Source organism: Kitasatospora sp. NPDC056181 (genome assembly GCF_042266225.1).
Classification (GTDB): Bacteria; Actinomycetota; Actinomycetes; order Streptomycetales; family Streptomycetaceae; genus Kitasatospora.
This window is the reverse complement of the sequence record NZ_JBHJUK010000011.1, coordinates 1-19,635: the sequence shown is the minus strand read 5'-3', so window position 1 is coordinate 19,635 and position 19,635 is coordinate 1. Positions and strand designations below refer to the sequence as shown.

At 71.7% G+C, this 19,635-nt stretch carries 21 protein-coding genes; 10 read left to right on the top strand and 11 right to left on the bottom strand.

Going from position 1 to position 19,635, the window contains the following annotated elements:
• Nucleotides 1-93 precede the first annotated feature (93 nt).
• A complete protein-coding gene (locus ACFC1F_RS07280; RefSeq protein WP_376156297.1) occupies nucleotides 94-1,455 on the top strand; it encodes a carotenoid oxygenase family protein in 1,362 nt (453 codons plus the stop codon).
• Between the two features lie 114 nt (nucleotides 1,456-1,569).
• Here ACFC1F_RS07280 and ACFC1F_RS07275 read toward each other — a convergent pair whose 3' ends face one another.
• A complete protein-coding gene (locus tag ACFC1F_RS07275; protein WP_376156387.1) occupies nucleotides 1,570-2,247 on the bottom strand; it encodes a TetR family transcriptional regulator in 678 nt (225 codons plus the stop codon).
• A 104-nt stretch (nucleotides 2,248-2,351) separates the two neighbouring features.
• Here ACFC1F_RS07275 and ACFC1F_RS07270 point away from each other — a divergent pair, with 104 nt between their 5' ends.
• The 4 genes from ACFC1F_RS07270 to ACFC1F_RS07255 all read left to right on the top strand — a co-directional run bounded on the left by ACFC1F_RS07270 (nucleotide 2,352) and on the right by ACFC1F_RS07255 (nucleotide 7,303).
• A complete protein-coding gene (locus ACFC1F_RS07270) occupies nucleotides 2,352-3,293 on the top strand; it encodes an oxidoreductase (RefSeq protein ID WP_376156295.1) in 942 nt (313 codons plus the stop codon).
• A gap of 512 nt (nucleotides 3,294-3,805) precedes the next feature.
• The gene (locus ACFC1F_RS07265) at nucleotides 3,806-5,062 is read left to right on the top strand and encodes a sensor histidine kinase (RefSeq protein WP_376156293.1); all 1,257 of its coding nucleotides are present in this window, start codon (nucleotides 3,806-3,808) and stop codon (nucleotides 5,060-5,062) included.
• A complete protein-coding gene (locus ACFC1F_RS07260; RefSeq protein ID WP_209414800.1) occupies nucleotides 5,047-5,694 on the top strand; it encodes a response regulator transcription factor in 648 nt (215 codons plus the stop codon). The genes ACFC1F_RS07265 and ACFC1F_RS07260 overlap by 16 nt, the downstream gene beginning before the upstream one ends.
• A 289-nt stretch (nucleotides 5,695-5,983) precedes the next feature.
• Nucleotides 5,984-7,303, top strand: coding sequence for an NAD(P)/FAD-dependent oxidoreductase (locus ACFC1F_RS07255; protein ID WP_376156291.1), 1,320 nt, complete (start codon nucleotides 5,984-5,986; stop codon nucleotides 7,301-7,303).
• A gap of 75 nt (nucleotides 7,304-7,378) precedes the next feature.
• On the opposite strand, the gene ACFC1F_RS07250 is transcribed toward ACFC1F_RS07255, so the two are convergent.
• From ACFC1F_RS07250 to ACFC1F_RS07220, 7 genes are all read right to left on the bottom strand, one after another.
• A complete protein-coding gene (locus tag ACFC1F_RS07250; protein ID WP_376156289.1) occupies nucleotides 7,379-7,534 on the bottom strand; it encodes a hypothetical protein in 156 nt (51 codons plus the stop codon).
• Nucleotides 7,535-7,801: 267 nt separating this feature from the next.
• On the bottom strand, nucleotides 7,802-8,671 hold the full coding sequence (locus tag ACFC1F_RS07245) for a nuclease (RefSeq protein ID WP_209414803.1): 870 nt from the start codon (nucleotides 8,669-8,671) through the stop codon (nucleotides 7,802-7,804).
• Nucleotides 8,672-9,223: 552 nt separating this feature from the next.
• On the bottom strand, nucleotides 9,224-10,273 hold the full coding sequence (locus ACFC1F_RS07240) for a M4 family metallopeptidase (protein ID WP_376156288.1): 1,050 nt from the start codon (nucleotides 10,271-10,273) through the stop codon (nucleotides 9,224-9,226).
• 328 nt (nucleotides 10,274-10,601) lie between these two features.
• The gene (locus ACFC1F_RS07235) at nucleotides 10,602-11,231 is read right to left on the bottom strand and encodes a DUF899 domain-containing protein (protein WP_376156286.1); all 630 of its coding nucleotides are present in this window, start codon (nucleotides 11,229-11,231) and stop codon (nucleotides 10,602-10,604) included.
• Between the two features lie 47 nt (nucleotides 11,232-11,278).
• A complete protein-coding gene (locus tag ACFC1F_RS07230) occupies nucleotides 11,279-11,767 on the bottom strand; it encodes an NUDIX domain-containing protein (RefSeq protein ID WP_376156285.1) in 489 nt (162 codons plus the stop codon).
• A gap of 192 nt (nucleotides 11,768-11,959) precedes the next feature.
• On the bottom strand, nucleotides 11,960-12,208 hold the full coding sequence (locus tag ACFC1F_RS07225; protein WP_209414807.1) for a hypothetical protein: 249 nt from the start codon (nucleotides 12,206-12,208) through the stop codon (nucleotides 11,960-11,962).
• Nucleotides 12,208-12,411 (bottom strand): hypothetical protein, encoded by a 204-nt coding sequence (locus tag ACFC1F_RS07220; protein WP_376156283.1) that lies wholly within the window; start codon nucleotides 12,409-12,411, stop codon nucleotides 12,208-12,210. The genes ACFC1F_RS07225 and ACFC1F_RS07220 overlap by 1 nt, the downstream gene beginning before the upstream one ends.
• A 112-nt stretch (nucleotides 12,412-12,523) precedes the next feature.
• Here ACFC1F_RS07220 and ACFC1F_RS07215 point away from each other — a divergent pair, with 112 nt between their 5' ends.
• Both ACFC1F_RS07215 and ACFC1F_RS07210 read left to right on the top strand, forming a co-directional pair.
• Nucleotides 12,524-13,357, top strand: a complete 834-nt coding sequence (locus tag ACFC1F_RS07215; RefSeq protein WP_376156281.1) for a Scr1 family TA system antitoxin-like transcriptional regulator — start codon at nucleotides 12,524-12,526, stop codon at nucleotides 13,355-13,357.
• Nucleotides 13,354-13,554, top strand: coding sequence for a DUF397 domain-containing protein (locus ACFC1F_RS07210; protein WP_376156279.1), 201 nt, complete (start codon nucleotides 13,354-13,356; stop codon nucleotides 13,552-13,554). The genes ACFC1F_RS07215 and ACFC1F_RS07210 overlap by 4 nt, the downstream gene beginning before the upstream one ends.
• A gap of 235 nt (nucleotides 13,555-13,789) precedes the next feature.
• On the opposite strand, the gene ACFC1F_RS07205 is transcribed toward ACFC1F_RS07210, so the two are convergent.
• A complete protein-coding gene (locus ACFC1F_RS07205; RefSeq protein ID WP_376156277.1) occupies nucleotides 13,790-14,311 on the bottom strand; it encodes a hypothetical protein in 522 nt (173 codons plus the stop codon).
• Nucleotides 14,312-15,369: 1,058 nt separating this feature from the next.
• On the opposite strand from ACFC1F_RS07205, the gene ACFC1F_RS07200 reads away from it, so the two are divergent.
• Nucleotides 15,370-15,909: a GNAT family N-acetyltransferase gene (locus ACFC1F_RS07200; RefSeq protein WP_376156276.1), complete on the top strand. Its 540-nt coding sequence runs from the start codon at nucleotides 15,370-15,372 to the stop codon at nucleotides 15,907-15,909.
• 188 nt (nucleotides 15,910-16,097) lie between these two features.
• Here the strand turns inward: ACFC1F_RS07200 and ACFC1F_RS07195 are convergent, their stop codons facing one another.
• Nucleotides 16,098-16,607 carry a hypothetical protein gene (locus ACFC1F_RS07195; protein ID WP_376156274.1) on the bottom strand — a complete coding sequence of 170 codons (510 nt, stop codon included), beginning with the start codon at nucleotides 16,605-16,607 and terminating at the stop codon, nucleotides 16,098-16,100.
• Nucleotides 16,608-17,045: 438 nt separating this feature from the next.
• Between ACFC1F_RS07195 and ACFC1F_RS07190 the strand changes: the two genes are divergently transcribed.
• Together ACFC1F_RS07190 and ACFC1F_RS07185 are read left to right on the top strand one after the other, a co-directional pair.
• Entirely contained in the window at nucleotides 17,046-17,792 is a 747-nt protein-coding gene (locus ACFC1F_RS07190) for a dienelactone hydrolase family protein (RefSeq protein WP_376156272.1), read from the top strand.
• Nucleotides 17,793-18,022: 230 nt separating this feature from the next.
• Nucleotides 18,023-18,493 (top strand): hypothetical protein, encoded by a 471-nt coding sequence (locus ACFC1F_RS07185; RefSeq protein ID WP_376156270.1) that lies wholly within the window; start codon nucleotides 18,023-18,025, stop codon nucleotides 18,491-18,493.
• Nucleotides 18,494-18,653: 160 nt separating this feature from the next.
• Here ACFC1F_RS07185 and ACFC1F_RS07180 read toward each other — a convergent pair whose 3' ends face one another.
• Nucleotides 18,654-19,424, bottom strand: a complete 771-nt coding sequence (locus ACFC1F_RS07180) for a GNAT family N-acetyltransferase (protein ID WP_376156269.1) — start codon at nucleotides 19,422-19,424, stop codon at nucleotides 18,654-18,656.
• Nucleotides 19,425-19,635: the final 211 nt, after the last annotated feature.

Below are 19,635 nucleotides of genomic sequence, written 5' to 3'. Positions count from 1 at the left end.
CCCGATCCCGCTCCGCCCCGCTTGATCCCCGCCCGATCCCCACGCCCGCCGCCGTCGCCGGTGCCGCGATGCCGAGAACCCGAGGAGTCCACCATGACCGCCGCCGCCAAGCCCTACCTGACCGGCCACTACACCCCCGTCGCCGACGAGGTCACCGCCACCGGCCTGACCGTCGAGGGCACCCTGCCGCCCGAGCTGACCGGCCGGCTGATCCGCAACAGCCACAACCCCAAGCCCGGTATCACCCCCACCCACTGGTTCAAGGGCAGCGGCATGGTGCACGGCATCCGGCTGCGCGACGGGCGCGCCGAGTGGTACCGCAACCGCTGGGTGCACACCCCCGCCCTGGACGGCGCGCCGTACATGACCGAGCACGGCCCCGACCTGACCGCCTCCACCGCCGGCACCCACGTCATCGAGCACGGCGGCCGGCTGCTCGCGCTCTGCGAGGCCGCGCTCCCGTTCGAGTTGACGCCCGAACTGGAGACGGTCGGCGCCTTCGACTGGAACGGGCGGCTCACCTCCGCCATGACCGCCCACCCCAAGGAGGACCCGGTCACCGGCGAGCTGCACTTCTTCGCCTCCTCGCCCTTCCCGCCCTACCTGGTCCACCACGTCTCATCCCCCGACGGCACGGTGCTGACCAGCCAGGAGGTCCCGGGCGCGAGCGCGGCGCTCAAGCACGACTTCGCGATCACCGAGCACCACGTGGTCTTCCTGGAGGGCTCGGTCGCCCTCGACCTGTCCGAGCACTCGGGCATCCCGTACCGCTGGAGCGACGCCCAGGTCTCCCGGATCGGTGTCATGCCGCGCGGCAACGGCGGTGCGGCGAAGGTCCGTTGGTTCGAGGTCGGCCAGGGCTTCGCGATGCACCTCGCCAACGCCTACGAGGACGCGGCCGGCCGGATCGTCGTCGAGGGCCCGTCGGTGGGCCGGGAGGGCTGGCAGCGCTCCTGGAACTGGTGGGTCGGCGCCCCGGACCGCGGTGCCGAGCCCACCTCCGGTTCCCTCGGCCGCCGCTGGACCGTCGACCTGGTGGCCGGCACGGTCCGGGAGGAGCAGACCGACGACCTCACCGTCGAGTTCCCGACCATCAACGAGGCGTTCCTCGGGCGCGAGCACCGCTACCAGTACGCGCTGTCCTTCCCCGACGACCGCGGCATCGGCAACCACTCCCTGGTCAAGTACGACCGCGGCACGGGCGCACGGCAGTTGCTGCCGGTCGGCACCGGGCAGCTCCCGAGCGAGGCGGTGTTCGTCCCGGCCGAGGGTGCCGGCGACGAGGACGCGGGCTACCTGCTCACCGTCGTCAGCGACCTCAACGCCGACGCCTCCCGACTGCTCGTCCTGGACGCCTCCGACCTCTCCCTCCCGCCGGTCGCCACCGTCCACCTCCCGCGCCGGGTGCCGGCCATGATCCACGGCTCCTGGATCCCGGACGCCGACCTGGCCTGACCCCCACGTCGTCGTCGACGCCCCCGTCCTCGGCCACGTCCCCACCCCCGGCCACGTCCTCGACGACGTCCCCGTCCGCGTCCGCCCCGGCTCTCCCCGCCGGGGCGGACGCCCTCATGCGCGGGGAGCGCCCACGGGACCCACGGCATCCACGGTGTCCGCGGCACCCAGGGCGTCCACGGAGTCCACGGCGTCCAGTGCCGGGGCGAGGACGGCGAAGGCCCGGTCCAGCAGGGCCGCCGGGTCCTCGGCGCCGTCGCTGGCGCTCCACCTCTTGAGCACCGCGTCGAAGGCGGCCAACGCCATCCCGGCGGCGAGCGGCGGGTACATCGCGGTGGCCGGGTCGAGCCGGAGACGGTCCGCCAGCTCCGCCGCCAGCTCCTCGCGCCACTGCGCCTGGCGTTCCAGGAAGCGGGCCAGCAGGGCCGGGGTCCGCAGGATCAGCTGCACCACCCGCAGGGCGCGGTCGTCGTGGTCCGCCCGGCCCGCCTGACCGGAGCGGTCGGCGCAGGCGGCGAGGGAGATCCAGACGGCGTGCCGCAGCGCGGCCGAGGGCCGCTCCCCGGCGGGCCGGGCCGACAGCTCCGCGCACATCCCGGGCCCCAGGTCGGCCAGGACCTGGACGACGACGTCCTCCTTGGAGGCGAAGTAGCGGAAGAACGTCCGTTTGGAGACGCCGGCGGCGGCCGCGATCTCGTCGATGGTGACGGCGTCGAACCCCTTCTGCGCCAGTAGTTGGAGGGCGGCTTCGGCCAGCTCGGCGGCGACGAGCCGGCGCTTGCGCTCGGCCATGGTCAGTTCGGGGCGGGTGGTCACCCCGGCATGGTACCGCGATGCCCCGCATGACACTCAGGGGCATCTTGACACCAAGTGACAGGCTCGGCAGCATGTGCCGCATGACAGAGCATCAGAGCTGGAGCGCCGAACACATCCCCGACCAGACCGGCCGGATCTTCGTCGTCACCGGGGCCAACAGCGGCCTCGGCCTGGCCACCACCCGCGCTCTGGCCCGCCGGGGAGCACAGGTCGTCCTGGCGGTCCGCGACGAACGGAAGGGCCACCGCGCGGCCGCGGAGCTGCACGCCGCACAGCCGGACGCCCGACTGGAGGTCCGCCCGCTCGACCTCGCCGACCTCGACTCGGTCCGTGCCTTCGCCCGTGACCTGCGGGCCGACCACGGCCGCCTGGACGTGCTGGTCAACAACGCCGGCGTGATGGCCCCGCCGCGCACCTTGAGTGCCCAGGGCCACGAGCTCCAGTTCGCCGCCCACCATCTCGGCCACTTCGCGCTCACCGGCCTGCTGCTCGACCTGCTCGCCGAGGGGCGCGACCCCCGGGTGGTCACGGTCACCTCGATCAACCACCGGCGGGGCCGGATCCACTTCGACGACCTCGACGGCCGTCACCGGTACGCGCCGATGGCCTTCTACAACCAGTCCAAGTTCGCCAACGCGGTCTTCGGCCGGCAGCTCCACCTGCGGCTCTCCGGGGCCGGCAGCCCCGTCCGCAGCCTGCTCGCCCACCCCGGCTTCTCCGCCACCAACATCGTGACCGACGGGCCGACCGCCCTCTACCAGCTGCTCTTCGGCCGCCTCGCCCGGCCGCTCGCCCAGAGCCCCGACCGGGGCGCCCTGCCCCAGCTCTACGCGGCCACCGAACCGGGCGCCCGGAGCGGGGAGTTCATCGGCCCGGACGGCCCGGGCGAGCTGCGCGGCAACCCCACCCGGGTACGGCTGTCGCCCACGGCCGCCGACCCCGGGACCGGCCGCCGGCTCTGGGAGTTGTCGGAGAAGCTGACCGAGGTCAGGTACGACCTTCTGGACACCACCACCGGCTGACCGGACCGCCCCGCCCGGTGGTGGGCACGGCCGTCCGGTCAGCCGGAGCCACCTCCTTCGCCGACGCGGCCCGCAGCGGCCACGAGTTGCGCCACGCCCGGACGAAGGCCCGCCGGGCGCACGGGTGGTGGCGTCCGCGCTCGATTCCTCCACGCCATCGACGTCCCGAGGCACAACTGTTGACGTATCGTCACCGTGCGCGTGACGGGCGCTCGCCCGGCGCTGGCGGCCCGGGTCGGGGCCTGGACGTACTCGTGGGTGGGGCCAGGCCCACTTCCGGGCCGATCAGGCCGAGATCGGGCTCACGGCGGCGCACGATGGAACCATCAGGTCGAACCGGCCGGCTCGGTCAGCCGGTCATCCGGCCTGCCGATCAGCCGGTCAACCGCCTGCCGGCCTGCCGGCCTGCCGGTTCAAGCTGCCGCCTCGGAGCGGGCGGTTCGGAGCGGTTCGGAGCGGCTCGGGACAAGCGGCTCGGGGCGGGGCGGCACGGCAAGCGGGAGGGAAGGATCATGCGACAGGTGGTGTCGTGGTCGGCGAGGGCCGGCGTGGGACTCGTACGGGCCTGCGCGCTGGCGGTCGTCAGCATGCTGGTCCCGGCGGTGTGGGCCGGCGCGGCGGCGGTGGCGGTCCGGTGGGCGGGCAACCCGTGGTCCTGGCCGGGGTTGTTCGTCCCGGCGGCCACCTGCACCCTCGCCCTGTCCGGCCCCGTCTGTCGGGCCTTCCGCCACCTCGTCGCGCGCTGGACCGGCACCGTCATTCCCGCCGGCCACCGGCAGGCCCCTCCCGTGGTGCGGATGTCGACCGGGTACTGGTGGAACGGCTACTCGTACAAGCGCAGCCGGCGGGAGGCCGAGGAGGAGCAGCAACGGCGGCTCCGCTGGAGCGATCCGGCGACCTGGCGCGACCTGCGGTTCACCGCGATCGCGCCGGTCACCGTCGGGCTGGTCGCGGCCGTCCCGCCGGCCGGGCTCGTGGCGGCGGCCGTCGGGCTCACCGGGTCGACGACCGCCGCACGGACCGCGGGGGCGCTCGGCCTGGTCCTGGCCCTCGCCGGAGCCCCGTACGCCTGGCGCCCCGTCGGCCCGGTGGCGGCCCGCTTCCTGGGCCCGTCGCCCGCGATGCTGCTGACCGACCGGGTGGACGAGCTCACGACCCAACGCGCGGACGCGACGGTCGCGCAGGCCGCCGAGATCCGCCGGATCGAGCGGGATCTGCACGACGGGGCACAGGCCCGCCTGGTCGCACTCGGGCTCACCCTGACGACCGCGGAGAAGCTGATGGAGACCGACCCCGACCGGGCCAAAGCCCTGATGCGGGAGGTTCGGGCCGGCGCCGCCGCGTCACTGGCCGAACTCCGCGAGCTGGTCAGGGGCATCAACCCGCCGGTCCTGACCGAGCGGGGGCTGGTCGACGCCGTTCGCGCGCTCGCCCTCGCGAGCCCGCTCGACGTGGCCGTCGGCGCCGGCCCCCGACTCGACCTGGACCCGCCGATCGAGTCCGCCCTGTACTTCGGGACGGCCGAGCTGCTGACCAACGCGGTCAAGCACGCCCGGGCGACCCGCGCACGGATCTCCGTCACCCGTGACGACACCGGCATCGTCGTCACCGTGGAGGACGACGGCCACGGCGGAGCGGACCTGCGCCCCGGTGGCGGGCTCGCGGGACTGCAGCGCCGCCTCGCGGTCTTCGACGGCACACTGGAGATCACCAGTCCGGCAGGCGGGCCGACCGTCGCAACCATGGTGGTGCCATGCGAATCGTTGTAGCCGAAGACCTCTACCTCCTGCGCGACGGGATGGTCCGCCTCCTCGACGCGTACGGACACGAGGTCGTCGCGACCGCGGCGACCGGGCCCGAGACGCTCGACGCGCTGCTGACGTGGCGGCCGGACGTCGCCGTCGTCGACGTCCGCATGCCGCCGACCCAGTCGGACGAGGGCCTGCGGGCGGCACTCGCCGCCCGCCACCAACTGCCCGGCCTGCCGGTCCTGATCCTCTCCCAGCACGTCGAACAGCTCTACGCCCGGGAGCTGTTGGCCGACGGCGGCGGTGGCGTCGGGTACTTCCTCAAGGAAAGCGTCTTCGACGGCGACCAGTTCATCGACGCCCTGGAACGCGTCGCCGCCGGCGGGACCGCGATGGACCCCGCCGTCATCACCACCCTGCTGTCCGCCGGCCCCTCGAACCGGCGCCTCGAAGGGCTCACCCCGCGCGAACACTCCGTGCTCGGCCTCATGGCCGAGGGACTGTCCAACCAGGCCATCGGACAGCGCCTCTTCCTGAGCGAGAGCGCCATCAGCAAGTACACCACCTCCATGTTCGGCAAACTCGGCCTCACCGACGACGACAACTCCAACCGCCGCGTCCGCGCCGTCCTCACCTACCTGAACAGGCCGTGACGGCCGGCCCGCCCGTCGCTACCGCCACCAGGCCGCACGGAATATGACGGCGCATCAGATGACGACCGTCACGGCACGGCCCGGCGCATGACGGTTCGGGGGCAGCTCGGCGCGTGACGGCCCGGCACCGGTCGGCCCGGTGCTCCGGCCGGGCCCGGGAGGACCCGGTTGCCGATCGAAGATCACCAAGCAGTAGGCTCACTTCGCAACACGACGCGAAGCGAAGGGGAGCTCAGTGGCGCGGGTTGCGGTGATCGGTGGCGGTATCAGCGGGCTGGGGACGGCACTCATGCTCGGTCGACGGGGCCACACGGTCACGTTGTTCGAGCAGGACACCCGGGCGGCCGGGGAGGACCTGAACCAGGACTTCTTCCGCTGGAACAGGCCCCGCGTCCCCCAGGCCGTCCAGCCCCACTCGTTCCTCGCGCCCGTCCGCACTGTCCTGCTCGCCGAGACCCCCGACGTCTACGCGGACCTGCTCGCCCGCGGAGCCCGGGAGTACCACGACTTCGACTGGTTCGGCGAGCACCCGCCGCACCGGGACGGCGACGAGGACCTGGTGACCCTGCGCACCCGCCGCATCGTGCTGGAGGCCGCCCTGACCGCGGCCGTACAGCGGGAACGGACCGTCGACGTGCGGCGGGGCTGCCGGGTGGACGCCCTCACCGTCGAGGAGGGCCGCCCTCCCCGGGTCACCGGCGTGCGGGTGGGCACGGAGGTCCACCGGGCGGACCTCGTCGTCGATGCGTCCGGTCGGCGCTCACCGGTTCCCGCCTGGCTGACCGCGGCCGGCTGCCGCCCGCCCGTGGTCGAAAGCCACCGCGCCGGGATCGCCTACCTGTGCCGCTGGTACCGCCTGCGTGCCGACGGCCCCCGCGACCCCGGGCGGGTGAAGCCCGGCTCGGCCGCGCCGTTCGCGCTCGCCGGCGTCTTCCCCTCCGACAACGACACCTTCGCGGTGAACGTGGTGCTCTCCACCGGCGATCCGACCCGCGGCGCGCTCACCGACCCCGACGTGTTCGAAGCCGTCGCCCGCCGCTTCCCCGCCACGGCCGCCTGGCTCGACCTGGACCCCGAGCCGCAGTCGGCCGTCCTGGCGATGGCCGGCCTGGACAACCGCTGGACCTCCCTCACCGACGACGACGGGCCCGTCGTCACCGGCCTGGTCAACGCCGGGGACAGCCTCGTCCACACCAACCCCACCCTGGGCCACGGCGTAGCCCTCGGCCTGCGCGCCGCCCAGCACCTCGCCGCCCATGCCGACGACACGGCCGCGGACCCGGTCGGCTACCACTCCTGGACGGCACAGGCCCTGCGCCCGTGGTTCGACGCACAGGTGACGGCCGACCGTGCCAACGAGGAGCGCCTCACCGAGAGCGCACCGCCCCCGGACCGGCGGGCTGCCGCCCTGGCCGCCTGTGCCTTCGACGACCCCGTCGTCATGAGGGCCCGTGCCCAGGTGCGCCATCTCCTGCAACCCGCCGAGGCCGCCTACGGCACCGACGAGGTGGACCGGCACCTCACCGCCTGGCTGGCCGCCCACCCGGAGTTCTCGCCGACGCACGACGGCCCGACCCGGGACCAGTGGGACGCGCTCGTCCCCGCCTGAGCACTCGCCCGGCCCCCAGGTGCACGGCACCGGCGAGCCGGGCCGACACCGCACCGGGTGCACGGGACGGCGGCATCAGGCCCGGTGCCGCCGTCCGTCGGCACGTGACAGGCGGCCGACGAGCAGGCCGTCGCAGCCACCGGAGCGGAACGGCTCGACGTACCCGGGCTGCCAGCCCTCGCAGGTGAGCTGCATCTCGGTGATCCCCGAGGCAATCTTTCTGATCTTCATTACCTGCGACTGGCTCCGCTCGCTGCGTGCATCCCGAACGAGCACCCTGCCACAGGCTGCAGACACCGCTACGGGGCCGGGGGAACGGTCCGGCTACGGCAGCCCGGGCCTCCCCTCGGCCCCGTCACAAGCCCCGTCACTCCTCGGCCCCGTCAGCCGAAGTGGGAAGTCGACCGGGCCGACCTCCCGCTCCACCGCACCCTGGATGACCGCCGCCGGCCCGCACCCGCGGCGCGGCCGGCATCGGTCATGGCCGGATGCCCAGGCTCACTTCTCCTCGAAGAGCAGGTCTTCCGCGGGGTGGGTGAGCCGCAGGGTCTGCCCGTTGGTGATCTCCAGGATGCTGTGCAGCCCGGGGAGCTGCTTGCCGTCGGGAAGTGTGAAGACGTCGTTGGCCCCGGCCAGGAACGAGGGGAAGCAGGCCAGCGAGTCGCCGCCGAGGTCCAGGTAGTCCTTGAGCCGCCGGAAGAGCTTGGGGAGGATCACCACGTCCGTGTTGATCGACTTCATGTCGACGATCTTCGCGCCCGTGGTCGTCGCGTCCTGCGACCAGAGACCGTTGGCGGGGGGCGCGGCGGCCTGCACCTGGTGGACGAGGTTGGTCAGGACGCGGCGCAGGTCCTGGGGGAATCCCTGGTAGAAGGTCGGGTAAGCCAGCCCCTTCGACAGCAGGTGGTAGTTGGCGGTCTTCGCCAGGAGCTTGTCGTCCACGTCGATCTCGTAGCCGCTGGCCCCCGGCGCCCGGCCCCGGCCCACCAGTGCCACGCAGCGGCCGAGGCTGTCCGTACCGCGGGTGAGGATGTAGCCGGCCACCCGGTCGGGCGTGACGCTGACGGTCTCGTCCTTGTGACGCTGGATGTCCACGAAGCCCAGCCAGTCGAGCAGTTCGTCCGCGGCGGCGTCGGCGTACGTCAGCGGCTGGTGCTCGTCGTGCTTGTTGGCGCCCGGGTAGTGGGTCTCCAGGGCGTCGATGGCCTCCAGCCGGACGTTGACGTGGCCGTCGGCGGAGGGCCGGAGCGGCTTCCCGTGGACGAGCTTCCACTCGCCCACGTAGTCGGGGATGAACCCGATGGTGTCGCCGTCCGGCTTGGCCTGCGCGGAGATGTGGAACGAGCCCTTGATCAACAGCATCGACATGGTGACTCCCTGATGCTCTGTGCTGCTCTGCTGGGGGTGCTGCTCTGCTGGGGTGGCGTGCGCGCGTGCCCGGTGGCAGCCGCGCCGGAGAGCCCTGCTCCCGGGCGGACGCCCCGTGGGGCCGGGCGCGGTCGGGATCCGTTCGGGTGACGGCCCGGGCGGCGCCCGCCTCGGATCGCGGACGACGGGCGGGCCGGACGCTCCCGGCGGCCCGGGCGGGGTCCCGGCCGAACCGGGCCCCGGGTGGCGGGACGCTGACCACATGATCCGGCGGGCGCCGGACGGCCACGAGCCGGCGCGGGACGATCGGTGGTCACGCCGTCGCAACCGGTGCACACTGCCGTGAATATTCGTACACGGCGCTTGGCGTCGCAACCGCGCCCGTACGGGAGCACCCGGTGCGGGCGCGACGTCCACCCGCGCACGACCGCCCCCTGTCCCGCCGCGCCGAAGGTTGAGCGATCTCACCGAAGGTTGATGACTGGCCTGCTCGCAGGGTCGGTGGGGCGAGGATCGCCGCCCGCGTCACCTCCGACCCTGCGTTTCCTCCGTCTACGCGATGGGCACGCCGACCATCGACCACGCCTTGAGCACCGCCTGGATCTCGTCGCCTTCGCCGAACAGGCTTCGAGCGGTCGCGGCGGTCAGCCTGGCGAAGTCCGCGAAGTCGGCGTCCGCGGCGAGCTCGCCGCCGGTCAGCGTGGCGTACCAGATCTTTCCGGCCTGCTCCCAGGCATGGCCGCCGAGGGCGCTGGCCACCAGGTAGAAGGCGTGGTTGGGGATGCCGGAGTTGATGTGCACGCCGCCGCTGTCGCGACTGGTCCTCACGTAGTCGTCCATGGTTGTCGGCTGGGGATCCTTGCCGAGTTGGGGGTCGTCGTAGGCAGTGCCCGGGGCCTTGAGGGAGCGCAGCGCGACGCCTCGGATGGCCGGGCCGAACAGTCCGGCGCCGATGAGCCAGTCGGCCTGGTCCGCGGTCTGGCCGAGCGCGTACTGCTTGACGAGCGAGCCGAAGACGTCCGCGACCGACTCGTTGAGCGCGCCGGACTGCCCGAAGTACTCCAGGTTGGCGGTGGACTGCGTGACGCCGTGGGTGAGTTCGTGGCCGATGACCTCCGGTGACTCGGTGAAGTCGAGGAGCACCTTCCCGATGCCGTCACCGAGGACCATCTGCTCGCCGTTCCAGAACACGTTCCCGTAATTGTCGCCGTAGTGGACGGTGGCGTCGAGCGGCAGCCCGCAGTCGTCGATCGAGTGACGACCGTACGCCTTGAGGTAGAAGTCGAAGGTCGCGCCGAGCCCGGCGTGTGCCCGGTTGACCGCCTGGTCCTTGGCAGGCCGGTCGCTCTCGGCATGCACCTTCGCACCCGGCAGCGTGTCCTGCTGTGCCGCGTCGTAGATGGTGCGTTGTGGCCTGTCGGAAGGGGTTCCGGCCGGAGCAGCTTCGCCGCGTCCCGCGCTGATCCTGCGCTGGGTGCGCAACAGGGCGTCGCGCTCGAGAGTGCGCCGGGCGGGCTCGCTGACGGCGGGGTCCTCGGACTGGGCCAGCTTGTCGAGGATGTGCGGTGGGACGATCGTGCAGAAGGTTGCGGTGGTCTTCATGGGCAGAAATCTGACACAGGGTAGTCAGGTTGTCGCTCGACGCAGCCGCGATGGTCGAAAATTGACGACAGCCGACTCTCGGCACCCCAGCGGGTCCGACCATCGATCCCGGCCGGGGCCGCCATCGCATCCGCGGGTCTCTGACCCGCGATCGGTCGGATCGTCAGACCGCGGCCATCCCATCAACCTTCGACGAGACGACCTGGCCGGTGATCAACCCTGGGTGAGATTGCCCAACCCTCGGTGCGACAGGGCACCCTCACGCGATTCACCCGCAGGGATTCCCAGGTGGGCGCGCTCACGGACGCGCCCACCCAGGCCCGGCCGGTCACCCGTACGTGGGCCGCTGCGGCCAGCCCGCCGGCGAGTCCTCCCAGTCCTCCTGACGCCCGTAGGGCGTGAGGTCGAGAACGCTGTTGCGGAAGACCAGCCGGTCCACCCCGCGCGAGTACGTGCTGTACGTCCGGTAGACGTCGCCCCCGTCGCGCAGGAACACGCTCAGCAGGAAGCCGCCCCCGGCGCCGGTGTCCTCGGCGAACGAGGTACCGTGCGACGAGACGAACGGCAGCGTCCAGCCCGTCCGCTCCTTGTGCGCCTCGATCTGCGCGAGCGGCATGTTCGACACGTGCACCCAGGTGACCCCGCGCTCGGCCAGCCCCTCCAGGGCGCCCACGGGGATGTTGTCGGTGAAGCCCTGGCAGCCCGGGCAGATCCGGCCCGGCCCCCGGTCCATGAACTGGTAGACGACCAGCTGGTTCCGGCCCTCGAACAGGTCGAGCAGGGTCTTCGTCCCCGTCGGGGTGTCGAAGGCGTAGTCGTTGGCGAACCTCACCATCGGCAGACGGCGGCGGCGTGCCGCGAGCGCGTCCTGAGCGCGCGTCAGTTCCTTCTCGGCCTTGAGCAGTTCATCGCGCGCGAGCTGCCACTCCTCGGCCGAAACGATCACAGGTTTCTCCATGCGGGGATTGTGACGTGAGGGACTGACAATCGGCCGCCGACGAGCCGTCAGGCCGCGCGCTGGCCGTGGAGGAGCAGCGGAAGGGCGCGCCCGAGGTTGGCGAGGGCCTGCTGGACGCGGGCGTTCTGCGCGGGGCTCATGAGGGCGGAGAGGTGCGCAGGGTCGGCGAACCGGGCGCCGTGGAGGCCGGAGCCGCACCGGGGAGGGACGGTGACGCGCTGCGTGTCGCGGTCGGTGACGGCGCCGCCGTCGAAGACCAGGTTGAGGCGTTCGAGGTAGCGGTCGGCGGGGGTGAAGTCGACCGCGAGGAGCTGGGTCACGCGGCGGAGCAGACCGGTCTGGGCGTGCAGGTGGCGGGCGGCGGCGAGATGCGGCGGCTCGTTGGGGAGGGCCGGGCCGCCGGGGAGGACGAGGCCGTCCAGATGGTCCGGGTCGACGAGGAGGACGTGGCCGGCCTGGTTGCGGAGGAGGACGAGAGCGCCGATACGGCAGGCGGGGAGCTTCGCAAGGAGCCGGGGGTCACGCGTGGGGCACACGGGCGTGCTCACTTTCCGGGGTGGTGCAGCGGCGGGGGCATGGGGGACGCGGAGGCAGGGTCGGAGGCGGAGGCGGGGTCGGGGGCGGGGTCGGGGGCGGGGTCGGGGGCGGGGTCGGGGGCGGGGTCGGGGGCGGGGTCGGGGGCGGCGACGAACAGCAGCCACCAGAGGAAGCGGCCGACCAGCGCGATGTCACTCAGCTCCGGCCACCCGCTCGTGACGCAGACCCCGCCGGAGGAGATCGGTGATCCGGAGGATCTGGGCGGTGCGGGCGGAACCGAGGTTGATCAGGTAGGCGCCGGTCAACCGGCCGTACTCCCAGTCGACTTCGACGGAGGGGAGCTTGGCATCGGCGAGTGCGAGGACGGCGATCAGGTCCTCGACGGCAAGGGCCGCCTCCCGCCGCTGCTCGGCGGTCGCGCGGTCGAGGATCGGCCCCATCAGACGGCCCGCCGACGGGGCTCGAAGGCGCGGTAGGCGGCCTCGGCGGCAGAGAAGGAGGAGAAACCGGCAAGCCGGCCGGAGGAGTCGAGAAGCCACTCCCCCGTCCTCTCGTTCCGCACCCGATAAGCCTGGGCCGCCGGATCCCAACGCACGCCGTAGCCGTGGAGTTTGGTGGTGGGTTGGGTACGAGTGGCACGCATGGGCACTCTCCGCAGTTGGAGTTTCACGTTCTGCACCCATCCTCCCCTGGACGCGATTAGCATCGGAAGCGAAATTGGACTTGACTTCCCGGCCGTCCAAGCTGGAGCACGCATGGTCAACCGCAAGGACCTTGATCCAACATCAGGTCGATGGGCGCCGTTCGGCGTTCAACTCCGCCGGTCACGCGAGGCAGCGGGGCTCACACAGTCCCAGCTGGCCAAGCTCATCGACTTCCATTACTCGACCGTGTCCTTCGCCGAACTTGGGACCAAGCAGGTGTCGCTGAGGTTCGCCCGCGCAGCAGACAGCGCACTGAAGACCCACGGCACCCTCGCCCTGATGTGGCAGCAGGCATCCAACTCGGCCGGGCTCGCCGAAGGCTTCACCGAGTTCGCCGGTTTCGAAGCCAAAGCCAAGGAACTGCGCCTCTATGAGGTCTCGCTGATGCCCGGACTGCTCCAGACCCCGGAGTATGCCGAGGCCGAACTCTCCGAAGCAGTCCTCCGTGGAGAAATCACCACCGACCAGGCCGATGAGCGACTCAACTTCCGGCTGACTCGTCAGCAGCTACTTTCGCGCGCCCAGCCCCCATTGATCTACGTGGCCTTGGCCGAGAGCGTCATTCGCTGGTCGCTCGGCAGCGCTGGCATCATGGCGCAACAGCTTCGACACCTCGAAGATTTGGCGGCATGCCCGAACGTCCTCGTCCAGGTGGTGCCGTTCTCCCTCGGCACCCGCCCTTACCAGTCAGCCGTCACGCTCCTGACCATGCCCGATGAGAACCAGCTCGGGTACACCGAGATTCCGAATCGTGGCTTCCTGGAACGAGACCGACCAACGGTCGCGATTTGGCGCAGACGATACGATCGGCTCCAGGTTGAAGCCCCGATGCGGGCCGTGTCCTTGGACGTGATCCGTACAGCCCGGAAGGATCTATCAACATGACTCTTGTCGGCGCCAGTTGGCGAAAGAGCACCTACAGCGGGGATGCCGGCCAGTGCATCGAGGTCTCCCCCGGACACCCGGGCGTCATGCCCGTCCGGGACTCCAAGGACCCCAGCGGGCCCGCCCTCGTCTTCCCCTCCGCCGCCTGGCAGTCCTTCGTCACGGCCGTCCGCGCCGGCGAGTTCGACGCCACCTGAGCAGCCGGCGCCCCACGGGCCCCGTCGCCCCTCCCCAGGAGCTGCGGGGCCTTCTCAACAGGAAGTCGGCCCCGCCGACTTCCTACTCCGCTCCTCTGCCTCCACCCCCACCCCGCGCAGAGAAGGGGTGACGCTCGGCCACCCGGGCATCGAGAAGATCTGGGCGGATCAAGAAGTGTGGGCAAGGGCAGGCTGCCAGCGGAAATCAGCGAACAGCCCGCCCCGAGTGCCCCCGCTACGAGACGGAGATCTTGCCCGGCTTCTGCTTCAGGCTCTGAAGGCAGAGGGTGTACTTGTCGCTGCCCCGCTTGTAGGTGAAGTAGCCGTCAGCGTCAGGGAAGGACTTCCGGCACACGCCCTCGCCGTCATTGGTGTCGTCCTCGCGGCCCACGACACGGGCCTCGGCCTTGGGGTCGGAGCAGGGGACCACTTCGACGTCGGGGTTGCTGTCGACGGCACCGGGCAGGATGATCGAGTTCTTGTTGTGGATGCAGTCGCCGGCCTTGGCGAACTCGGGGTCGCCCTTCTCCATGAGGACGATCAGCGAGACCAGGATCGCCGGGATGAGCACACCGAGGATCGTGGGTCGCAGGTACACCGGCTTGCCCGGGTTCGCCGGCGGGCGGGGCGCCCCGGGCAGCGGCTCCGGCAGCTTGTTGACCTTCAGTCGCTGCGGGATGTTAATCAGCATGACGATGGGGTTGACGATCATCGAAGGTATGCCCCACCAGCCCTGCCAGAGGCTGTCGGAGGTCATGTCCCGATGCGCGGCGATGCCGCAGCTGCGGCAGTACGGTCCCCGGCGCTTCAGGTACCTCATGATCACGATAAAGCCCTGGTGCCCGCGGAAGGTCGCGTTCACGGCCGGGACGGAGCCGCAGTACTGGCAGCTGAGCTGCCCCTCGCCGTAGACGGGCAGGTCCGGGGCCGCGGCGTCGGAGGTGGACCCGGTGGGCTTGGTGAGATCGGTGGGCGCGGTGGGCTCGGTGGGCGCGGCGCCGTGTGGCAGCTCGGCAGACTGAGTGGAAATGGTGAATCCCCCGTGATGATCAAGGTGTTTGCCTCCGCAACCTATCGCTGCTCGAACGTCGGGATGGGCCATTCAAACCTCGGCGGGACGGAAGGTCGCCGAACCGTGATCACAAATCAGTCGATCGATGCCGAAACTCCCCGGGCGTGAGACCTGGACGCACCGACGCGCTGCGGCCGAGCGCGTCGGCCTGCGAATTGAGCGAGCCTCCGACCAACGGGGCGCCGGCAACCGTGCCGAGGCGAACCGGGCGCTCGGACGCCGTCGGCTCGCCGACCAGGCCAACGCCCGCGCCCGACCCACCAGGTATCGGCGAACCCCCGGGCTGAAGAGTTCCGTGCTCTCAGCGTTGATCATGTGGCGGCCGAAGCAATGCATCCGCCCGCACAGTTCGCGGCCGACCTGGGACGGTTCACGACACGGCCCGTCCATCCACCTCCGGAGAACGCGCTCCACGAACAGCTGCGGGCCGCCGTCCGGGCCGCCCACCGCCGCCACCCGCTGTGCGGCGTGGTGCACGACGTAGGGGTCGGCGAAGGGCCGGCCGCTCACCGCGGGCGAGGCAAGGGCACAGAGGCCAGGTCGAGCAGGTGGTCGCGTTCGTAGCGGCGAGCGACGCGGCGGTACCTCGCCACCCTCGTCACCTGCCACAAGCGGCTGGTGAAGGTCACCACACAGGACAACGTCTTACGCGTTGCCGCACGACAACGATGCGATCTTGATCGTGTGGGAGCCTCGCGACTTGGTACTGGTATTCGGCGATACCGGCCTGACAGGATCGGCTCGTGATCAAAACCCCGGTGACCATGCGCGAGCTCGTTGTCGGTGACTGCCACGCTGTACATGCCTTCGCCAGCCTGCCGGAGGCCTGCCGCTACCAGGCGTGGGGGCCGAACACCGAGGAACAGACGCGGGACTTCGTCCAAGGCGCGGTGGATGCCCGGCTGCGGTCCCCGCAGGCGAGATTCGTGTATGCGGCCTGCCTTGACGGTGAACTCGTCGGTATCGGCGAGCTGAAGGTTCGTAGCCTGGCTCACCGTCAGGGCGAGATCTCCTATCTCGTGCATCCTCAGATGTGGGGTCGAGGCGTGGGCACAGCCATCGGCGGGGAACTTCTCGGCAGAGGGTTTGGGCTGATAGGACTGCACCGGATCTATGCGACCTGCGATCCTCGCAACGTTGCATCGGCCCGGGTGCTGGGCAAGCTCGGCATGACCCACGAGGGCCGACACCGGCACACCGCGCTGATCCGGGACGGCTGGCGTGACTCCGAAGTCTTCAGCATCCTCGACCAGGAATGGGCGCACCGGCCCGGGCCCGAATGATCGGGGGCATCGGTGGTCAGGCTCCGGCTGTCGTCCTGGCGCCGGAGGCGAAGAGCCGCGCGGGATCATCGGGAATGCGAAGTCGCCCTCGGCCTCGGCCGGGTGGCGCACAGGAAGTCGGCGGGCCCGACTTCCTGTGCCGGGCACGCTCCGGGAACCGCGTACGGCTCCCTTCCTCGCTCCCTCGCTCAGCGGTGGCGGCGGTAGTACGACACGGTCACGGCTGCGAGCAGCGGGCCCCAGAGGACGAGCGGCTGGTAGAGGATGCCGACGATGGTGTGCCACGGCCCCTGCATCGCCGGGGTCTCCTCGACGCTCCACCAGAACACGAAGCCGCTCCAGATGCAGACCAGGGCCACCGCGCCGAGGGCGGCGGGGACCACCGCGGCCAGCGGATGGACGCGCCGGCCTCCGATGACCGGGATCCAGCGCGGCACCACCTCGCCCCAGGGCCGGACCAGACCGAGCGTCAACAGGGCGAAGGCCTCGGAGACCACGCTGAGCCCGATCACGTAGACCACGCCCCAGCCGGGGATGTCGAAGTTCTCGCGAAGCACCTCGTCGCTGTAGCCCACCGGAAGGCCGAGGCCCAACGCGATCCGCCAGAGTCCGGAGGGAACGGTGGTGAGGGCGGCGGCATGTGCGGCGCGGACGGCCCAACGCGGCGCCGGAGCAACAGTGTTCGCGGGAGAGGACATGCCCCCAGACTCGCCCGTGCACGGCCCGGCCACGTCCTCCCGCCGACTCGGACCACTCCCTCCGCCGGGGGAGGTCCCGGCTCGCGTCTCATCCCCGGTGGGTGGGGACCGTCCCCGGTGGGTGCGACCCGTTGCCGGTGGGTGCGACCCGTTGCCGGTGGGTGCGGACCGTCCCCGGTGGGCGCAGCCTCGCTCCCGGTCGGCCACTGCTCATCGCCGGTTGCTCGCGTCGTACCGGCGGAAGCTCGCGCCGGCGGAAGCTCGCACCGGCGGAAATGCCCGCGCCGGCGCGAAGCCGCCCGTGATACGTTCTGCGTCGCACGATGCTGCCGCGAACCAAGGAGGTGAGACCGATCAACGCTGTGACAGGTCGGGGCTCCCTCCCTCCCGTGGTCTAGGGAGCGCCCGCACAGGCATCCCGAAAGGCTCGAAACGCACATGCGCTTCACCTCCCAGACGTCGTCCGACGGCGTCACCGAACGACACTTCGCCCTCCCCTTCACCTTCGGTGCGATCCCCGGCGTGCTGTGGACGCCGGACGGCGCCGTCGGCGCACGCCCGCTGATTCTGATGGGGCACGGCGGCGGTCAGCACAAGACGGCCCCCGGCATCGTGGCGCGCGCCCGCCGGTTCGCGGCCGAATGCGGTTTCGCAGTGGCGGCCGTCGATGCGCCCGGCCACGGCGACCGTCCGAGGAGCGAGGAACTCGACCTGCTCATCGCCGAGATGAGGACTCGCATGCAGACCGGCGGTGACGTGACTCCGGTGCTCGCCGACGTCCACGCCCTCATCGCCGGCCAGAGCGTCCCGGAGTGGCGCGCGGTCCTGGACGCGCTCCAGGATCTCGATCACGTCGACGCCGGCCCGGTCGGATACTGGGGGCTGTCGCTGGGCTGCGGGCTCGGCGTTCCGTTCGTCGCCGCCGAGCCCCGGGTCCGCGCTGCGGTCCTGGGTCTGAACGGGGATCGGCAGACCTCCACCGAGGCGGCCGCGCGGATCACCGTCCCGGTGGAGTTCCTGGTGCAGTGGGACGACGAACGGGTCCCGCGGGCCGAGGCCCTCGCGCTGTTCGACCTCTTCGCCTCGGCCGAGAAGACGCTCCACGCCAACCCCGGCCGGCACGGCGACGTCCCGCTGTTCGAGCTGGACAGCTCGGTGCGGTTCTTCACCCGACACCTGGGCTGACACCCCGTCATTCACGATGCGCCGGCCGGGTCCCACCCCGGCCGGCGCACACCTGGCCAGGCGCGGCCGACGCACACCCGGCCGACGCAGCCGACGCACAACCGGCCGCGTGACCGGTCCGACCGGTGTTCGGGCAGGGGCGGAACAGGTGCGTACCAGACGGAAATCCAGGTGCGGAAGGACAGCCGTTCCTGGCAGCATGGCGCCCGTGATCACGTACCGAAAGGCCGATGCCGCGTAGACGGCCGCGCGCCCTGCGCGCTGAACAACAGGTCTCCCGCATCTGGGGGCCGGCCCCGCCGTTCCGGATCCACGGACTCTCCGCCGGGGCGAGTCTGGCCGTGCGCCGGGTCGAGTTCCTGAGCGGCAGCTTCTACATCCGCCCGGGCGCCACCGAAGAGGCATTGCGGCGGTACCGCGACTTCCTGCAGCCGCTCAGCAGGCGTCCGCTGTACCCGCAGGAGGCGGCGTGCCCGTGCCCCGGGTGCGCCTTCGACGACGTCAGGTACGCACGCGACGTGCTGGAGGAAGTCCTGGAGCGACTGCCGGCACGGGCCCGCGCCGAGCTCGGCCGCCTCGTGAAGCCTCTGGACGCGGTGTTGCTGCGCCGCACCCTGCCGGATCCGTTCACACACCGACGCCAGTGGCGCACGCAGTTCTGGTGGTACCGCCGCCTGGCCGACAGGTCGGAGTGGGGGTGAGGGAACTGGTGGAGGAAACAGCGGATGGACCCAAGTCGGCCGTACCGACGTGGAATGACCCGCTTCCGCCCGCGGGGGCCCGCGCCGCGACGACGGGTCACCCGCTCCCGTCGCCCGCTCCCGTCCCGCTCCCGTCGCCGGCTCCCGTCACCGGCTGCCGTCAGGTGCGCTCGAAGCCGTGGGTGCGGCCGATGACGGTGAAGCCGCGTCGCTCGTACCAGTGGCGAGGCCAGTCGTCGGCATCGGCAGTGAGGAAGCGGGTGCCGCAACCTGCGGCGGCCGCCCGGCGCAGAGCGGTGGCCAGGACCGCGTCGGCGTGTCCGCGCCGCAGGTGGGCCTCGGCGGTCATCACGTCCTCGATCTGGGCGATGCCGAGCCCGGGTTCGAGATAGAGGTCGGCCCAGGCGGCCACCTCGCCGTTCTCCGCCCGCGACCCCAGGAACTGCACGACCTCGGCCCCGCGTCGGCGCGTCTCGCGGCGGTCGACCAGCATGGTGATCACCTCGTCGGCGGCCTCCGGCAGCCAGGAGCGCCAGCGCGCCGTCAGCGGTTCCCGGATCGCCTCCAGGTCGACGTCCTCGGCCCGGCGTCCGTCGGCGGTGGGCGCCGGACCGGTGTGCAGCATCACCAGGTAGGTGTGGTGCCGGTACCCGGCGCGCTGGAACGGCCCGATGCACACGTCCCCGAAGTCCCCGTCGAGCACCGAGACGAGACGGTACGACCGGTCCCCCATGGCCTCGTCCACCAGGGCGGGCAGTGCGACCGGGTCGACACCACCGCGGTCGACGACGACCTGGTTGTGCGACCACGACTCGGCGAACCGGTCGTCGTACACCGCGAACCCGCACGGGAGTTCGGTGGTGCGCCCGGCCTGCCGACGGGCGAACCCGGCGAGGAAGGCACCGATCCGTTGCAATTCGGGGTCCGGCATGAGCCCCACCCTAACGTGGGCTTCGAGCACCGCGATCGAGCGATCTGCCGGACCTGCCCGAGGCCGTGGGCGCCGGCGAACCCCTTGCGGAACGGCAGCGGGGGGGCGCCCGGTGGGAAAAAAACACCCGCCGGCGCCCCCCGACACCGGGGGCGGGGGGTGTTATAGCGGGTGACACCACCACCACCCCCCCGGAACCCCCCACAGCCCC